This window comes from Pseudanabaena sp. UWO310, from assembly GCF_006861605.1.
In the GTDB taxonomy this organism is placed as follows: Bacteria; Cyanobacteriota; Cyanobacteriia; order Pseudanabaenales; family Pseudanabaenaceae; genus Pseudanabaena.
In genome coordinates, this window is record NZ_SELU01000062.1 from 1 (window position 1) to 15,868 (window position 15,868).

Below are 15,868 nucleotides of genomic sequence, written 5' to 3' on the forward strand. Positions count from 1 at the left end.
GGTTTACCCACAAGCCTAGTTTATTGCCAAATTATGCACAAAACATAGGCCAAATCTATTGAAAATAGCCGGCTGTTTATTAATAAACTATTAATAAACAGCAGCCTATTTTCAATAGATCTAGCCTATGATTTGTGCATAATTTGGCAATAAACTAGGCTTGTGGGTAAACCTATGACACTTCAAGAAATTCCCCCTCCAATTAATCCGCGTCAAATGGATATTCTTCGTGCAGTAGCTGCCATGGCTTGGGCTGATGGTAAGCTCGAGCCCGATGAAATTAAGCTAATGCTTGATGAATTTGCAACTTTATTTGCCCAAAATGACACCGAGCGTAGTACTCTTAAAACGCGACTCAAAGACTATCTAGGGCAAAATATTCCCCTAGAAGAAGTGGTTCCGCATATCAAAAGTATTGAAGATCGGAAGATGACATTGCGACTTGGTTATCAAGTGATTCAAGCTAGTCGTCGCAATCCTAATGAGCCCATGATCAATCTTGATGAAGCTGCGGCTTACCAAAGACTAGTAAGAATTTTAGACCTACCCTCTGAAGTGGTTGCTGACATCGAAGCTTCAATTGTACCTCCCGAAGAATCCTATCCCCATGGGCTGATTAAGGCTTTAGCCTCAAGACTGCATAAACTACTTGGGAATGTGAAGTAAATAGGCTAAATGACACCTAGGTTGGATGCGGTCAATCTTGTTAGCTTGACCAGATCCGATAAAAAGCTTTTTTTAATCAAACTGAAATAACTAAGTCATTGTGCTTACTAGTGGTATCTATCGCCCCAAACTCATATAAAGTGATTACTTACATCGTTAACAGCAAATCTTTAACAGCAAATATTTAAGAGCTACGAGCAGCCACTATGCGGGATGGAACCGATCTTCAGCAAAAAATTATGTCTGCCCCATTTTTTATGGGGTTGCCTGATGAGGCGGTGGTGAGAGCTACGGCTCATATGGTCACGCGCACCCATCCAGCAGATCAAGTAATACTCCTAGAAAATGACTGGGGCAACTCGGTTTACTTTATTTTGAGTGGCTGGGCAAAAATTCGCACCTATAACCTTGATGGCAAGGAAATAACCCTAAATATTTTGGGCTTTGGTGAAATGTTTGGTGAAATGGCTCCCCTCGATCAAGTTCCCCGTTCAACCGATGTAATTACGCTCACACCTACAACCATTGGGAGCCTACCTGCACCTGATTTTGTTCATCTCATTGAAACCGAGCCAACCGCAGGTATCCACCTAGCGAGATTGATGGCAAAACGTTTGCGTCAAGTTAATCGTCGCTTACGCCTAAGGGAAGCTGATAGTACTTCTCGAGTTGCCGATGTTCTACTCTTTTTGGCTGAAGGACAAGGGACGAAAGGAAGTACGGGTTTAGAAATCCCCAATTTGCCCCATCGAGAACTGAGTAGTCTTAGTGGCTTAGCAAGAGAAACGGTAACTCGCGTGCTTGGTAAACTCGAACGCAAAAATTTAATCCAACGCATTCCCGATCGCGATGTCTTGTGCATTCTCAATCCAGAGGGCTTAGAGGCTTTGATGGTTTGATTTGGTTTGATCTGGTTTGATTTACCTTGATTTGATTTTAAGGGTGGTGAGCAGGACTTACCATCTCTAATTGAGGACAATATTCTGTTATTATTAGGCTCGTTATTTGGTGGGTAAGAAGTATAAATGCTGAATCCAGTTGATTTCAGCGGTAGACCGTTTCATTTTGTAGGCATTGGCGGAATCGGCATGTCGGCGATCGCCTATATCTTAGCTAAGCAAGGCTTTACGGTTTCTGGCTCGGATCTTAGTAGCAATCGCATCACTCAAAAGCTACAGGATCTTGGGATCAAGATTTTCCAAGGGCATCACGCGGATAATCTTGATCTCAGTAATGCACCTCAGGTGGTCTGCTCCACGGCTATCAATCAACAAAATCCTGAATTTCAAGTCGCTTTAGCTAATAATTTACCAATTTTGCATCGTTCCGATTTACTGGCAGCGTTGATCGAGCAGTTTCAGGCGATCTCCGTAGCAGGTACCCATGGCAAAACGACCACAAGCAGTTTAGTAGGTTTTTTATTGCTCAAGGCAGGGCTTGACCCCAGCATTATCATTGGCGGTGAAGTGAGTGCATGGGAGGGGAATGCCCGTCTAGGTAATAGTAAATACTTGGTGGCTGAAGCCGATGAGTCCGATGGCACGCTCGTTAAGTTTCGATCGCACATTGGCATTATTACCAATATCGAGCTAGATCATCCCGACCATTATCAGAATCTCGATCAGGTAGTAGAAATTTTTCAGACTTTTGCCAAGCGTTGTGATGTGGTGGTGGGATGTATTGACTGCCCCACAGTCAAAGCCAATATTCAATCGGATATCACCTATAGTTTGAGTAGTTTGAGCGAGCCGACGGCTGACTATACGGTTGCTGAAGTGCAATATAATTCTGCGGACACCCAAGCGTTAGTAATCGAGCGTGGCAAGACTTTAGGGCGCATCTCCATTGGTTTACTAGGCAAACATAACCTCAGCAATACTCTAGCGGCGATCGCTGTCGCCCGTTATCTTGGAGTCGAGTGGCAAGCGATCGCGGAAGCCCTTCCCGATTTTGTGGGGGCAAGCCGCCGCTTTGAGGTTAAAGGCATTCAGAACGGCATTACTTTTGTCGATGACTACGCCCATCACCCTAGCGAAATTATGGCGACACTCGCCTCGGCAAGACAACAGAATACGAGCAGTCGTGTCGTGGCGATCTTCCAGCCCCATCGCTATAGCCGCACCTACCGCTTTCTCGAAGAATTTAGCCATTCCTTTACCGAGGCGGATATGGTCATCGTCACCGATATCTATGCTGCGAGCGAACCGAATGATGGCAAAATTACCGGCTCTCAGGTTGCCGAAGCGATCGCGGCTACCCATGCCGAGCGAAACGGCAGCCAAATTCACTATTTACCAACCCTCCAAGATGTCCAATCATTTTTAGTGAACCATCTGGAGTTCGGCGATCTAGCGGTGTTTCTGGGTGCTGGCAATCTCAATCAGGCGATCGCGCCCACCATGCAAGAATTAAGCCAAAACCCAAAAAGTAATTTCCCAGTGTAATTCCCGATGTAATTCCGATTCCCAAAATGGCAACGCCATTTTGGGAATCTCAAAACCTTACTGGGTTTGGTGTTTAATTCATAAAAGTGTTGTCACACTTTCGTGAATTGGTATAATCCCCCATTTTTCTGCTTAATTAGCTTTACTCCCAAGCAAATGTCCCTCGCTCAAACCCACAACTCAATCCGCTCGCACGTATCCCTTGCAAACCTAACTTCGATGCGTGTGGGTGGTGCGGCTGAATACTTTACCTCGCCTCGGTCATCCCTAGAGCTGACCGAGGCTTTGGCATGGGCTAACGATCTCCATATTCCCATTACCATTATTGGAGCGGGGAGCAATCTATTAATTAGCGATCGCGGCATAGAGGGGCTAGTAATTTGCACCCGACATTTACGCGGAATTGACTTCGACCCCACATCGGGACAGGTCACCGCCGCCGCTGGTGAGCCCGTTGCCCGTTTGGCAATCCAAGTTGCCAATTATGGCTGGGCTGGGTTTGAATGGGCAGTGGGCATTCCTGGCACTGTGGGTGGATTGGTAGTCATGAATGCAGGGGCTCAGGGTGGATGTGCGGCTGATTGTCTAGTTTCCGCAGAGACCTTGAGCCTCATTGGCACAACTCAGCTAATTTATCCCCAAGCATTAAATTTTAGCTATCGGACTTCTGCTTTACAGGATGCCGAGCTACTAGTCACGGCGGCAACTTTCAAGTTCCAGATCGGCGGTAACCCCGAAGCGATCGCAGCGGACACCGAGGCAAAACTCAAAGCAAGACATACAACCCAGCCCTACCACCTACCTAACTGCGGTAGCGTTTTCCGCAATCCTTTGCCGCAATTTGCCGCCCGCCTCATTCAGGATGCTGGGTTAAAAGGCTATCGGATCGGTAATGCTCAAGTCTCAGAGCTCCATGCCAACTTTATTGTCAATCTTGGCAACGCAAAAGCTAAGGATATTTTCAGTCTCATAGAACATATTAAAACCACTATTAGCGATCGCTACGGTGTGGTGCTGGAAACCGAAGTTAAAACGATCGGTCATTTCTAAAGGTTTAGGGGTTGCAAGCGATCGCATTTATCTATAGATAGATTTAATATTTAAGTATTTACATTACTCAATATTTGAACTAATCTAATTTTATAGGCGCAAGCTTATTTATAAATTTTCATAACCCATTCATTCCCATACGGTTTATTTGCAATCATGACAACAGCAGTACAGAGACGCGAAAGCGCATCTATCTGGGATCAGTTTTGTAACTGGATTACAAGCACCAACAACCGTCTATACATCGGTTGGTTCGGCGTAATCATGATCCCATGCCTCTTGGCAGCAACCATTTGCTTCGTAATCGCCTTTATCGCAGCACCTCCAGTTGATATTGACGGTATCCGTGAACCAGTAGCAGGTTCCTTGCTATTCGGTAACAACATGATTTCTGGCGCAGTCGTTCCTTCCTCGAACGCGATTGGCTTGCACTTTTACCCCATTTGGGAAGCAGATAGCCTTGATGAATGGCTATACAACGGTGGTCCTTACCAATTGGTAATTTTCCACTTCTTGCTCGGTATTTTCTGCTACATGGGTCGTGAATGGGAATTGTCCTACCGCCTCGGTATGCGTCCTTGGATCGCCGTAGCCTACTCTGCACCAGTAGCCGCCGCAACCGCAGTATTCTTGATCTACCCAATCGGACAAGGATCTTTCTCTGACGGTATGCCTTTGGGTATCTCTGGTACTTTCAACTTCATGATCGTATTCCAAGCAGAGCACAACATCTTGATGCATCCTTTCCACATGTTGGGAGTAGCAGGTGTGTTCGGCGGTTCCTTGTTCAGTGCCATGCACGGTTCCTTGGTAACCTCCAGCTTGATTCGTGAAACCACCGAAAACGAAAGCCAAAACGCTGGTTACAAGTTTGGACAAGAAGAAGAAACCTACAACATCGTTGCCGCTCACGGTTACTTCGGTCGCTTGATTTTCCAATACGCTTCTTTCAACAACAGCCGTTCCTTGCACTTCTTCTTGGCTCTATGGCCAGTAGTTGGCATCTGGTTCACCGCATTGGGCGTAAGCACCATGGCTTTCAACTTGAACGGTTTCAACTTCAACCAATCGATTTCTGACAGCCAAGGTCGTGTAGTACCATCTTGGGCAGACGTAATCAACCGCGCTAACTTGGGTATGGAAGTAATGCACGAGCGCAATGCTCACAACTTCCCTCTCGATTTGGCTGCTGTTGATGTAGCACCTGTTGCGATGGCTGCTCCTGCTATCAACGGTTAGTTCCGAGTGATGCTCTAGTCCAAATCTAGATGAATAAAAAAGCTCTCCGAATGGGGAGATTTTTTACTCTCTAAAAAACTTAAAAGAGGATGGCTGCACAAAGCGCAGTCATCCTCTTTTATACCAAAGCTCAAAATGGCTACGCCATTTTGAGCTTTGGTATAGCGAAAGCTATACCAAACAAAGACGGAAACTGTTACGCAGTTTATCTGCCTCAAGGTGTCTGCCGATAAACACCAATTGGTTTTTCCGAAGTTCATCTTTTTTCCAAGGGCGATCGCGAGTTGCGTCAAACTGCATATGTACGCCTTGAAATACCAGTCGCTCCTCTGCACCCGAAAGATTAATAATTCCCTTAGAACGAAAGATATCTTGACCTTGGTTTTTTAACAGTTCGTTAATCCATTCTTGAAATTTGTATGGATTTACGGATCCTGTCTCTACAATACTCACAGAGCCAACCTCTTCATCATGGATATGGTGATGATGATCGTGATCATGCTTGTGGTCGTGATGCTCGTGGTCGTGATGCTCGTGGTCGTGATGCTCATGATCGTGAGATACTTCTCCTTTAGGAGTAACAAACTCAGGATTTTTTTCGAGAATACGGGTTAAATCAAAACCACCAACGTTAATTACTTTGTTAACGCTATCTTCAACCTTGTCTTGATTGAGTTGCACGCGCGAAACCTTTGCCAGAACGTTGAGATGCTTGATTTTCGCTTCCAGTTCATCCAGTTCAGCCTTAGTTACGAGATCGGTTTTATTCAACAGAATCACATCAGCAAAGCCAATCTGCTCAAGAACTTCGCGATCGCCCCAATGCTGCTGGACATGCTTAGCATCAACTACAGTCACCACCGCATCCAGATCGACCTGACGATAAATGTCTTCATCCATAAAAAAAGTCTGAATCACAGGACCAGGATCGGCAAGACCAGTAGTTTCGATCAAGAGATGATCGAACTTATGACGGCGGCGCATGAGATTACTAATAATCCGAATGAGATCGCCGCGTACTGTGCAGCAAATACAGCCATTATTCATTTCAAAAATTTCTTCATCAGCGCCGATCACTAGTTGTTGATCGATACCAATTTCGCCGAACTCATTGACTATGACGGCAACTTTTTTGCCATGCTCTGCGGTGAGGATGTGATTGAGTAATGTCGTTTTTCCTGCACCAAGAAAGCCTGTGAGGACGGTAGCGGGAATTTTTTCAGTTGCGATCATAGCCTATATCAATTACCTGTATTACCTGTAATGCAAATCATTATACTCAATTAAAGAAGTTGCGGCTTTGGAATCTAATGGAAGTGACATGAAGTAACCTTGCCCGTAGTTGCAATTCAGAGATTGCAAGATTTGCTTTTGTGATTCTGTTTCCACTCCTTCAGCCACAACATCCATACTCAGTCCGTGGGCTAAGTTAATAATCGTGGATACCATACTATTTTTATTACTGGTTGCCAACTTTTGGACGAACGAGCGATCGATTTTCAAGGTATGGATAGGTAATTCATGCAGTCGGCTAAGCGATGAGTATCCCGTGCCGAAATCATCAATGCAAAGCTTAATATCTAAATTCCTTAATTGTTCCAAAACAGATATTTCCGAATCAGCAAAATCTAAAAGGCAACTTTCTGTAATTTCTAGTTTCAGACAATTACTCGGTAAGCCTGATTCCTCTAACGCCTTTTGGACATTTTGAGCAAAATCAGTTTGTTTGAGTTGGATCGGTGAGATATTGACATTCATCCACAGACTGTGATCGCTAAGGCGATCGCTAAATTGTTGATGCCAAATTTTCATTTGGTGTAGGGACTGCTTCAAGATCCACAAACCCAAAGCATTAATTAAACCAATTTCCTCGGCAATGGGAATAAAGTGAATCGGAGATATCAATTTCCCCGAAGAATGATTCCAGCGGACGAGGGATTCAAAACCACAGATGCGATCGGTTTGGAGACTATAAATCGGCTGATAGTACATACAAAACTCTTCGCGCTCGATCGCTCTCCGCAGATCGTTTTCCATTTCTAATCTGGTGATCGCGGCTTCACGGGTAAGCGGATTAAAGACATCGTATCGACCTCGTCCTTTGTGCTTCGCCTGATACATCGCAATATCCGCATCCCGAAGAATATCTTCAGGCCATAGATAATCCTCGGTACTGAGAGCGATCCCAATACTGATACTGACAAATAATTCGTAATCTTCCAGTTTAAAAGGAAGTTCTAATTCCAATTGAATTCGATCGGCAAGCTCGATGGCTTCATCAATACTTTCAATATCTTCAAAGAGAATCACAAATTCATCACCACCAAATCTAGCTACGGTGGCGCGATCGCGCAGAATCGATCTCAGCCTGTGGGTAGCTTGTTTGAGCAGTTCGTCTCCGACCAAATGTCCGAGGCTATCGTTAATTACTTTAAAGCGATCGAGATCGGCAAATAAAACTGCATAACGGGATTTTGCGGTGGTTAAGTATTGCAATCTTTGCATCAGCCAAGCTCGATTAGGCAGGTCTGTCAGCGCATCATGAAAAGCTTCGTAGGCAAGGCGTTGCTCTCTTTGTAATAGCTGTATTTGTACTTTTTGCAAATCAGCTAGAGCTTCTGACAATTCTGCGGTACGATCTCGCACGCGATTTTCTAATTCTTGCGTAAAATTCTCCAATTGAACATTCTTTTCCTGTATTTGTTTAGTCAAGCTCCTAATTTGCAGATGAGTTTTGACTCTAGCAATAACTTCATCCCGATCGAAGGGCTTAGTGATATAGTCCACAGCACCTAACTCAAATCCCTTGACTTTATCTAAGGTATCTGAGAGAGAAGTCATAAAAATGATCGGGATGTCGCAGGTTTCGATAGTATTCTTCAGGATTTGACAAGCTGTAAATCCATCCATGATGGGCATCATCACATCTAAAAATATTAAATCGGGTTTCACGTAGATCGCCTGCTCGATCGCACTTTCCCCATCGATCGCAACTAAGACCTCCCAATTACAATCATCTAAAGTCCCAGATAAAACCTTGAGATTGTTCGGATTATCATCAACTATTAAGATCTTACTTTTAGGGTAAACTTCTGTAATCATGACCTTAAATTAACTTAAATTAAAAAGATTTCATAAATCAGGACATCAAACCCAATAGAGAGTTGCGACGTAAAGCGCCACAACTCTCTATTGGGTTTGATATTTGTCCTAACATCACTGACTATAGCTATAAATTGGTAAGCGGTTACTAAACAGTTGGGATTCACTAATCGGGGCTAATCGCAAATATCTAATTACTAATTAGCTAGAGTTATCTCGATAGAATTTAATCAATTCTTTGATTTTTTTGATCTGAAATTCACCAGCTAATCTTTGTAATTCTTTAGCAAAGGGTACTAGGTCAAGATCTTGCTGCTCAAGCTGATTGGCTCGCTCATTAATAATATTAATATTGCCTTGCATTACTAATTCCCAAAGCACTTCTATTTCTTCTTGGGGTGGTGCAAGCATAGCGGTGTGATTGGAAACTTGCGTGTTTTCCTCAGCGGATATAGGAGGGGGAGAAGCGCAGATTTCTTCGTAAATCCATTGAATTTTAAGGTGCTTGGCAATTTTAGCGAGTAAAGTATCAAAACAAATTGGCTTAGACAAGAAATCATTACCTCCAGTTTCTAAGCTTTCTGCTTCATTTTTGCTAAAGGCACTGGCAGAAGTAACAATAATCACGATATTTTGTAAATCTGGCGATCGCCGAAATTGTCTGATCATCTCAAAGCCATCCATGACGGGCATGACTAAATCGGTAATCACCAGATCGACCCTTTGAGCCAGAGCTAACTCTATGGCATCTCTACCATTGGCAGCCTCTAGGATATTAAACCCGATTTCTTCGAGCAGTTTCACCAATACGGTTCTATTTTCCCATTTATCATCAACTACAAGAATTGTTCTATTTTCCCCAGCAAATCCCACCGTTTTCCGTTGGATGAAATTTTCATTGCCTTGAGCCCAGTCAATCATTTCCGTTGCTGATTTTAAATTTAAATCGATCCAGAAGATGCTGCCTTTTCCCCTCTCACTCTTGACCTGAATGGTACTGCCCATGATTTCGACAATCTTTTGGCTGATTGCCAATCCCAAACCAGTGCCCTCAGCATTGACTAAAGCTCCACCCGCCTGCTCGAAGGGAAAAAAGATTTTCTCTATCTGCTCTGGGCTAATACCGATACCCGTATCTTCGATCTGGAATCTAATTTGATGCATAATCGAGAAACTGGGGCGCTCTCGATCACCGATATTGCTGTCGGATTGAAGCTCTGTGTAAGGAATATTTAAGGCGATCGCATCAACTTTAAAGGTAACTCCCCCATCTTGAGTAAATTTGATTGCATTTCCTAGCAGGTTGAGCAAAACTTGGCGCAGTCGCTTATCATCAGCAAAAATCCCGATCGGTAAATTCGCTGAGGGCAAGTAGGTAAAAGTAATGCCTTTTTGCATGGATCTCACTGCACAGACCTCAACCACCCCCTGTAGAAAATTTTGGAAATGAAAGTCAGTTTCGAGCAGCTCCATTTTTTGAGCCTCAATCTTGGACAGATCGAGAATATCGGCAATTAAATTTAGGAGATGATTGCTGCATTGTTTGATAACATTGATGCCCTCGATTTGCTTTGGCGTTAAATTGCGATCGCGTTGCAGAATTTGGACGTAGCCGAGAATGCCATTCAGCGGCGTTCTTAGTTCGTGGCTCATATTTGCTAAAAATTCACTTTTAGCTTTATTGGCGGAATCGGCTTCTTCTTTGGCTTGAGACAGATCGATCTCCGACTGTTTGCGTTCGGTAATATCCGTATACGAGCCAATCATTCGGTTAGGCGTTCCATCTAGATCGAAAAGAGCGATCCCTCTAGCCAGCATCCAACGATAGGAACCGTCTTTACATCGAATTCGATGCTCCGCAATATATTGGGGAATCTCCCTTGCCCAATACTTCTCAACAATGGTCATAACCTGATTGCTATCATCGGGATGAATGAGATGAAGCCAAGAGTCAATATTGGGGGGAAGTTCATCCTCTCCATATCCCAACATCGATTTGTACCTTGCGGAAAAAAAGACCTCATTAGTTTTGCAATTCCAATCCCAGATCCCATCATTACTGCCTTCCAAGGCAAGATGCCAACGCTCTTCACTATCTTTTAACTGCTGCTCGACCAGCTTGCGACTGTAGGACTCGATCGACAGCGCCACTAGATCGCCAATAGATCGCGCAAAACTCTGCTCTAGGAGAGTCCAAGCTCTTGGTTGCCCTGTATGCTCCAGACTGAGCATCCCCACAATCTCGTTATTCTGCCTCAGAGGGATCTCTAAGATAGAAGCAATCCCCAATTGCATGAGATATGCCTCAGTTAATTCGGAGGTGCGATTATCGTTAATGGCATCCTCAACGGAGACTGCCGATTCGGTATGTAACTTGCCAAGGTACTTTGGGAAAGAATTTGATGACACATCGCTTTCTACGGCATGGATTCCTGAACTGAGCAAGAACAAATCTAGGCAACTCCAACTAATACGGTCTGTGGTAGCCAACCAGACGCTACTGCGGGCAACCTGTAAGGTTTGGGCAACGACTTCAGTTAGCTTCTGGACGCTAGCCATCAGATTGCCTTGGCGCAGCGATTCGTCCTTGGCAAGATCGTTAAGGATTTGATAATGCTGGCTTAAGGTCGCCGCCTTTTCTTGCAGTTCGTTCTGAATGGCAATGCGATCGCTAATTTCCTTCGCCAATTCACTCGTTCTTTCTTCGACTTTGAGTTCGAGCGATCGCGAATAGTCCTGCAACTTAGCTTGAGATTGTAGGATTTGATGCTGCATTTGATTAAGGGCTGAGGTCAGAATGCCTATTTCCTCAATCCAAGTATCAGGTGCAGGTTGGGAAAAATTTTGTTTAGCGATCTCCACACTGACATCGCGCAATCGAAAAATTGGGCTGACGATCCATCGGATAGTTAGTATCCCTAGCACGCTCAAACCTATCCCCACAAGGACATATAGCCCAATGAGTGTCATCCCATCTTGATGGCTTTGTGCCAAAATATCAGACTCTGGGGTAACGATGAAAACGTACCAATCGATACCCGCTTCGTCCTGATAGGGAGATATTTCAATAAATTGCCTTTCGCGCTCTACTTTGCCGTTAGACTTACGGTCGATATCCATATCAAAATTTTCAATGTCATGAATATTCCCTATTTCCCCAAAACGTCTAGACGATTCAATAATCGTGGTCTGAATAAAAGGGTTTTTGCTAGCATCGGCTTTTAGTCTTTGGATATTACCTTGGGGATCGATTGTAAATAGCAATTCTTTGCTGGATGTAGCTACCAAAAATCCCGATCGCTCCACGATGAAAATTTGGCTTTTGGCGCTTACACGATTGTTCTCGATAAACTCATTAATTCTTCCCAAATTTAGACTAGCGTTAATCGTATAAATAGGCTTGCCTTGAGCGTCAAAAATAGCTTGAGTGGCCGCAATGCCTAAATTATTACGGTCTAGAGGATAAACTTCGCTCCAGACTGCCTGTTTATTGTCCAGCTCTGGCTGATACCAAGGATGCGATCGCAGATCGTCAGATTTTTCAGTTTTAAATAAATCACCTAAATTGCCTTGAGCATCAAACCGATACCAGTTTTGAGTGGAAAATTTCTCCGTGACTTTGACGGCTAACTGCTGCTCTTCTTGACTTACGACACCAATAAAATCTCCCGCACTGTCACCTAAAAATATTTCCTGTACTTGTGGAAATACCGTGAGTAGAATCTTAAATTTTTGAATGATTTCAGTAGAGTTTTTAGTATTAAGAGAACGATCAGTGGGAACCTTAGCACTCATCCGCACAACTTGCATTGGTGGGAGTAAATAGTCAGAAATACTATGTTTTAGGGATAGTATGGATTTTATTCTACTTTTATTACTATTCTCATTAACGATCTTTTGCGAATTTTGAAATGAGAAATAACCAACAATCCCCAAGGCTACAATAATCTGAAAAATAAAAGGAAAAGTCATCAGCGAGCGAATCGAAATCCTTCTAAATGTCAGTTTTTTTTGACTATCTATATCTTCAGTCATTTTTAATCTGATGAAATGGCAAACCTTTATAGTCAAATCTATAGTCAAATCTATAATTAAACTTATGGTCAAAGGCTTTTAACTTTGGCTTAACTTATTAAGATCCCTATTAGGATTCATAAGTTATCTTTAGTTAGATTTGATACTTAAATAATAGACCAATTTCATGATTTGAAAACTGCTTAATCTTATAGCTGTCAACAAGTGTATTAGGACATAATTGAGTGGCGGTGCTTCGCGCCGCCACTCAATTCTTGGGGTTTAATTTGTCCTCATTCAAGTGACCGTAGCTATAGGGAAGAATATACCTAAATGACCGACTCTTCCACGGACTTTGCAGACAAGGAAGGAGTTAAGTTTAATGTTAAATCTTTAGAAAATCGCTATATTTAAATCGCTCTATTTAAATATTTAGCCACCACCAACAATAGTGACAATTTCTAAGCGATCGCTATTTTGGATAATTGTCGTTTCCCATAGTTGGCGATGTAAAATTTCACCATTGTATTCCACAGCAACCAGACGCGGATTTAATCCTAAGTATTTCAGCAATTCGATCGTCGTAAGATTTGGCTCGCATATGCGATTATCACCATTGACTTGCACAGTAATCATTCTTTCGTTTTTGATTAAGTTTCCCTACTGATTCTAAAGTTTTCAGTACCACCAAGTCTAAAAACAAAATTAGAAAGATTGGTTGCTATACTTCTTACTAAAAATAACATCTGTGTGTCTATGCCCCAACCTAACTCAGCAAATACGCCAGACTTAATACCGAGCGATTCTCTAAATGTCACAGTTAATCCTGAAATTAATCCTGAAATTAATCCTGAAATCGGACTGAGTGACAATGAAGTTAGAGATCGCAAGCGTCGTGGTGATATTAATACCATTGTCTTGCGTTCCAGCCGAACCTATCAAGATATCTTCAAGGAAAACGTTTTTACCCTATTTAACGTTACCTTTGGCGTAATTTTATTGCTGATGATGGTACTCGGACAGATCACCGATGCTTTATTTTCAGGATTTTCCGTATTTATGAATATTCTGGTAGGGGTAGTGCAGGAAATCCAAGCAAAATTGACTCTTGATAAGCTGGCTTTGCTATCGGTACAAAAGGTCAAGGTAAGACGCAATGGGGAATCGCAGGAGATTCCCGTGGGCGAGTTAGTCCGTGACGATCTCATCGAGCTTAATCCTGGCGATCGCGCTCCCGTCGATGGACCAGTACTGGTTTCACAAAATGTAGAAATGGACGAATCGCTTCTGACGGGAGAATCCGATCCCGTTGCCAAACAGATCGATGATATTGTGCTGTCGGGTTCCTTCTGCTTGGCGGGAAGTTGTGTATTTCGAGCCGACAAGATTGGCAATGAAAGCTATGCGGTCAAATTATCCCAGTCTTCAAGGGTTTATAAGCGAGTATTTACACCATTACAGAAAAAGATTGATACGTTAGTCGAAATTTTCATTCTCGTCCTGATTGTTGCAGCCTTTTTATATCTATCGTCTAGCCTCAATTCAGGGCGATCGATGGTAGATATCATTCGCTATGCTTCAGTAATTATTAATAGTTTTGTGCCTGCGGGATTGATTCTCTCCATTAGCGTTGCCTTTGCGATCGGCGCGGTCGAAATCAGCAAGCGGCGTACGTTAATTCAAAAAATCAATGCCGTTGATTCGATGAACAGTGTGAGAATTTTATGTACTGATAAAACGGGAACCCTCACGCAAAACAAACTATTAGTCAAGGCAATTGTGCCTTTAGGCGATACGGATGAGGATTCCTTGCGGGAGTTAATCGCTCTCTACACAAATTTAATGGGAACTCAAAATAGCAGTGCCAAGGCGATGGCAGCATTTACGGACAAGCCGCGATCGCCATCTCAACTCGTCAGCGAAATTCCCTTTAGCTCTAGTCGTAAATGGGGAGCGATCGCCATTGATATTGGCACAACTATTATGGTCGGTGCGCCAGAGATCTTGTTTGCCAATGCCGAAATGCAGGAGCAAGCTAAACAATATGCACGCCAAGGTTTACGAGCGATCGCTGTCGTTACAAGTGAAAGCAGCATTGATGCCGAGAAGAATCCCCAACTACCCGAAAATCGTCGCGAGCGGGGCTTGGTTTTGCTGGAGGACAGCCTGCGTCCCGATGTAGTCGATACGATTGCCCAGTTACAGGCTCTCAATGTCAGGCTGAAGGTCATTTCAGGGGATAGCGTCGAAACTGTCGCCTCGATCGCCCGCCAAGCAGGAATCGCCGTTCCCGATGATGCCGTATTTACCCAAAAGACCTTAGAGGCTATGGATAACCAAACCTTTAGTCGAGCGGCGGCCTCTGGGGCAGTCTTTGGAAGAATCACCCCCGATATGAAACGGCGTTTGATTTCCGCCATGGTAAAACGGGGCGGCTATGTAGGCATGGTCGGTGATGGAGTCAATGATGTACCCGCATTTAAGGAAGCTCAACTAGCGATCGCCATGAATGATGGGGCGCAGATTAGTAAAGACGTTGCAGATATTGTTCTACTTGATAACAATCTATCTGCCTTACCACAGGCTTTTGCCGCAGGAGATTCGATTAAACAAAAGATTCTGGCTTCATCCCTGCTCTATCTCACCAAAAATATTATGGTGATTCTGACCATTGCTTTTGCGGGGTTTGTGCAACTTCCCTTTCCTGTGGAGCCTCGCCATATGACTATGTTAACGATGGCAGTCGTAGGCTTGCCGACGATTTGGATCTCGTTTGGATGGTTAAAACCCAAACGTCTTGAGAACTTTCTGCGGGATGTATTGGGCTATAGCTGTATGGCTGGAATTTTTGGCGCGATCGCTATGACGACGGGATATGTTTTGTCCTACTACATCAGCGGGTGGGCGCTCCTCAAGGTTCCCTACAGCTCTGCCATGCTCAATTCCGATACTTTCCAAGATATTGCTAAGGGGCAAGCACAATGCGTCAGCACGTTTATTGGCATCTTCTTCGTGCTATTGGTGTTTTGGACGCTAATGGATATTTCCATCTGGAAAGTACGCACGCTCTTCAAAAATTCTAATTCTGCAATTCTGGGTATCGTCGCAGTAGGTCTATCTGTTGCCTTGATGTTGATATTTCCTTCTTTCTTTCAAGTGGAAATTCCCGATCAATTTGGCTGGACGATGGTAATTTTCTTACCGACCTCTAGCTATTACCTCTTAAGAATGCTGCATTCAAGTAAGCTATTGCGGAATTTACCTCGCTATCTCAGTCAGCCTTAGTTGGCTAGAAGATGGAAACTATCTTGAAAACGATTTCAACGATTTCTAAAAAATTGTGCAAATGCTAT

General features: G+C 43.6%; 10 protein-coding genes. 6 read left to right on the plus strand and 4 right to left on the minus strand.

The features are described from left to right. Positions 1-174: 174 nt before the first annotated feature. From PseudUWO310_RS17990 to psbA, 5 genes are all read left to right on the plus strand, one after another. Positions 175-666 (plus strand): TerB family tellurite resistance protein, encoded by a 492-nt coding sequence (locus PseudUWO310_RS17990; protein WP_142603707.1) that lies wholly within the window; start codon positions 175-177, stop codon positions 664-666. Between the two features lie 239 nt (positions 667-905). Next, on the plus strand, positions 906-1,565 hold the full coding sequence (locus PseudUWO310_RS17995) for a Crp/Fnr family transcriptional regulator (protein ID WP_040689455.1): 660 nt from the start codon (positions 906-908) through the stop codon (positions 1,563-1,565). 126 nt (positions 1,566-1,691) lie between these two features. Next, positions 1,692-3,110 carry a UDP-N-acetylmuramate--L-alanine ligase gene (gene murC, locus PseudUWO310_RS18000; RefSeq protein WP_142603709.1) on the plus strand — a complete coding sequence of 473 codons (1,419 nt, stop codon included), beginning with the start codon at positions 1,692-1,694 and terminating at the stop codon, positions 3,108-3,110. 156 nt (positions 3,111-3,266) lie between these two features. Then, positions 3,267-4,160, plus strand: a complete 894-nt coding sequence (murB, locus tag PseudUWO310_RS18005) for a UDP-N-acetylmuramate dehydrogenase (protein WP_142603711.1) — start codon at positions 3,267-3,269, stop codon at positions 4,158-4,160. A 156-nt stretch (positions 4,161-4,316) separates the two neighbouring features. Next, positions 4,317-5,399: a photosystem II q(b) protein gene (psbA, locus tag PseudUWO310_RS18010; RefSeq protein ID WP_009626479.1), complete on the plus strand. Its 1,083-nt coding sequence runs from the start codon at positions 4,317-4,319 to the stop codon at positions 5,397-5,399. Between the two features lie 171 nt (positions 5,400-5,570). On the opposite strand, the gene PseudUWO310_RS18015 is transcribed toward psbA, so the two are convergent. From PseudUWO310_RS18015 to thiS, 4 genes are all read right to left on the minus strand, one after another. Further along, positions 5,571-6,632, minus strand: a complete 1,062-nt coding sequence (locus PseudUWO310_RS18015) for a CobW family GTP-binding protein (RefSeq protein WP_142603713.1) — start codon at positions 6,630-6,632, stop codon at positions 5,571-5,573. Between the two features lie 21 nt (positions 6,633-6,653). Next, positions 6,654-8,501: an EAL domain-containing response regulator gene (locus PseudUWO310_RS18020; RefSeq protein ID WP_142603715.1), complete on the minus strand. Its 1,848-nt coding sequence runs from the start codon at positions 8,499-8,501 to the stop codon at positions 6,654-6,656. Between the two features lie 201 nt (positions 8,502-8,702). Continuing rightward, positions 8,703-12,536: an ATP-binding protein gene (locus PseudUWO310_RS18025; protein WP_142603717.1), complete on the minus strand. Its 3,834-nt coding sequence runs from the start codon at positions 12,534-12,536 to the stop codon at positions 8,703-8,705. A 411-nt stretch (positions 12,537-12,947) separates the two neighbouring features. Further along, positions 12,948-13,151: a sulfur carrier protein ThiS gene (gene thiS, locus PseudUWO310_RS18030; RefSeq protein ID WP_142603719.1), complete on the minus strand. Its 204-nt coding sequence runs from the start codon at positions 13,149-13,151 to the stop codon at positions 12,948-12,950. Positions 13,152-13,271: 120 nt separating this feature from the next. Between thiS and PseudUWO310_RS18035 the strand changes: the two genes are divergently transcribed. Next, the gene (locus PseudUWO310_RS18035; protein ID WP_142603748.1) at positions 13,272-15,800 is read left to right on the plus strand and encodes an HAD-IC family P-type ATPase; all 2,529 of its coding nucleotides are present in this window, start codon (positions 13,272-13,274) and stop codon (positions 15,798-15,800) included. Positions 15,801-15,868 lie beyond the last annotated feature (68 nt).

What these genes read in the sequence shown, in the direction of transcription:
- PseudUWO310_RS17990 (WP_142603707.1), top strand. Translation starts at nt 175, where the DNA reads ATGACACTTCAAGAAATTCCCCCTCCAATTAATCCGCGTCAAATGGAT.
- PseudUWO310_RS18020 (WP_142603715.1), bottom strand. Translation starts at nt 8,501, where the DNA reads ATGATTACAGAAGTTTACCCTAAAAGTAAGATCTTAATAGTTGATGAT.
- PseudUWO310_RS18035 (WP_142603748.1), top strand. Translation starts at nt 13,272, where the DNA reads ATGCCCCAACCTAACTCAGCAAATACGCCAGACTTAATACCGAGCGAT.
- psbA (WP_009626479.1), top strand. Translation starts at nt 4,317, where the DNA reads ATGACAACAGCAGTACAGAGACGCGAAAGCGCATCTATCTGGGATCAG.
- PseudUWO310_RS18025 (WP_142603717.1), bottom strand. Translation starts at nt 12,536, where the DNA reads ATGACTGAAGATATAGATAGTCAAAAAAAACTGACATTTAGAAGGATT.
- thiS (WP_142603719.1), bottom strand. Translation starts at nt 13,151, where the DNA reads ATGATTACTGTGCAAGTCAATGGTGATAATCGCATATGCGAGCCAAAT.
- PseudUWO310_RS17995 (WP_040689455.1), top strand. Translation starts at nt 906, where the DNA reads ATGTCTGCCCCATTTTTTATGGGGTTGCCTGATGAGGCGGTGGTGAGA.
- murC (WP_142603709.1), top strand. Translation starts at nt 1,692, where the DNA reads ATGCTGAATCCAGTTGATTTCAGCGGTAGACCGTTTCATTTTGTAGGC.
- PseudUWO310_RS18015 (WP_142603713.1), bottom strand. Translation starts at nt 6,632, where the DNA reads ATGATCGCAACTGAAAAAATTCCCGCTACCGTCCTCACAGGCTTTCTT.
- murB (WP_142603711.1), top strand. Translation starts at nt 3,267, where the DNA reads ATGTCCCTCGCTCAAACCCACAACTCAATCCGCTCGCACGTATCCCTT.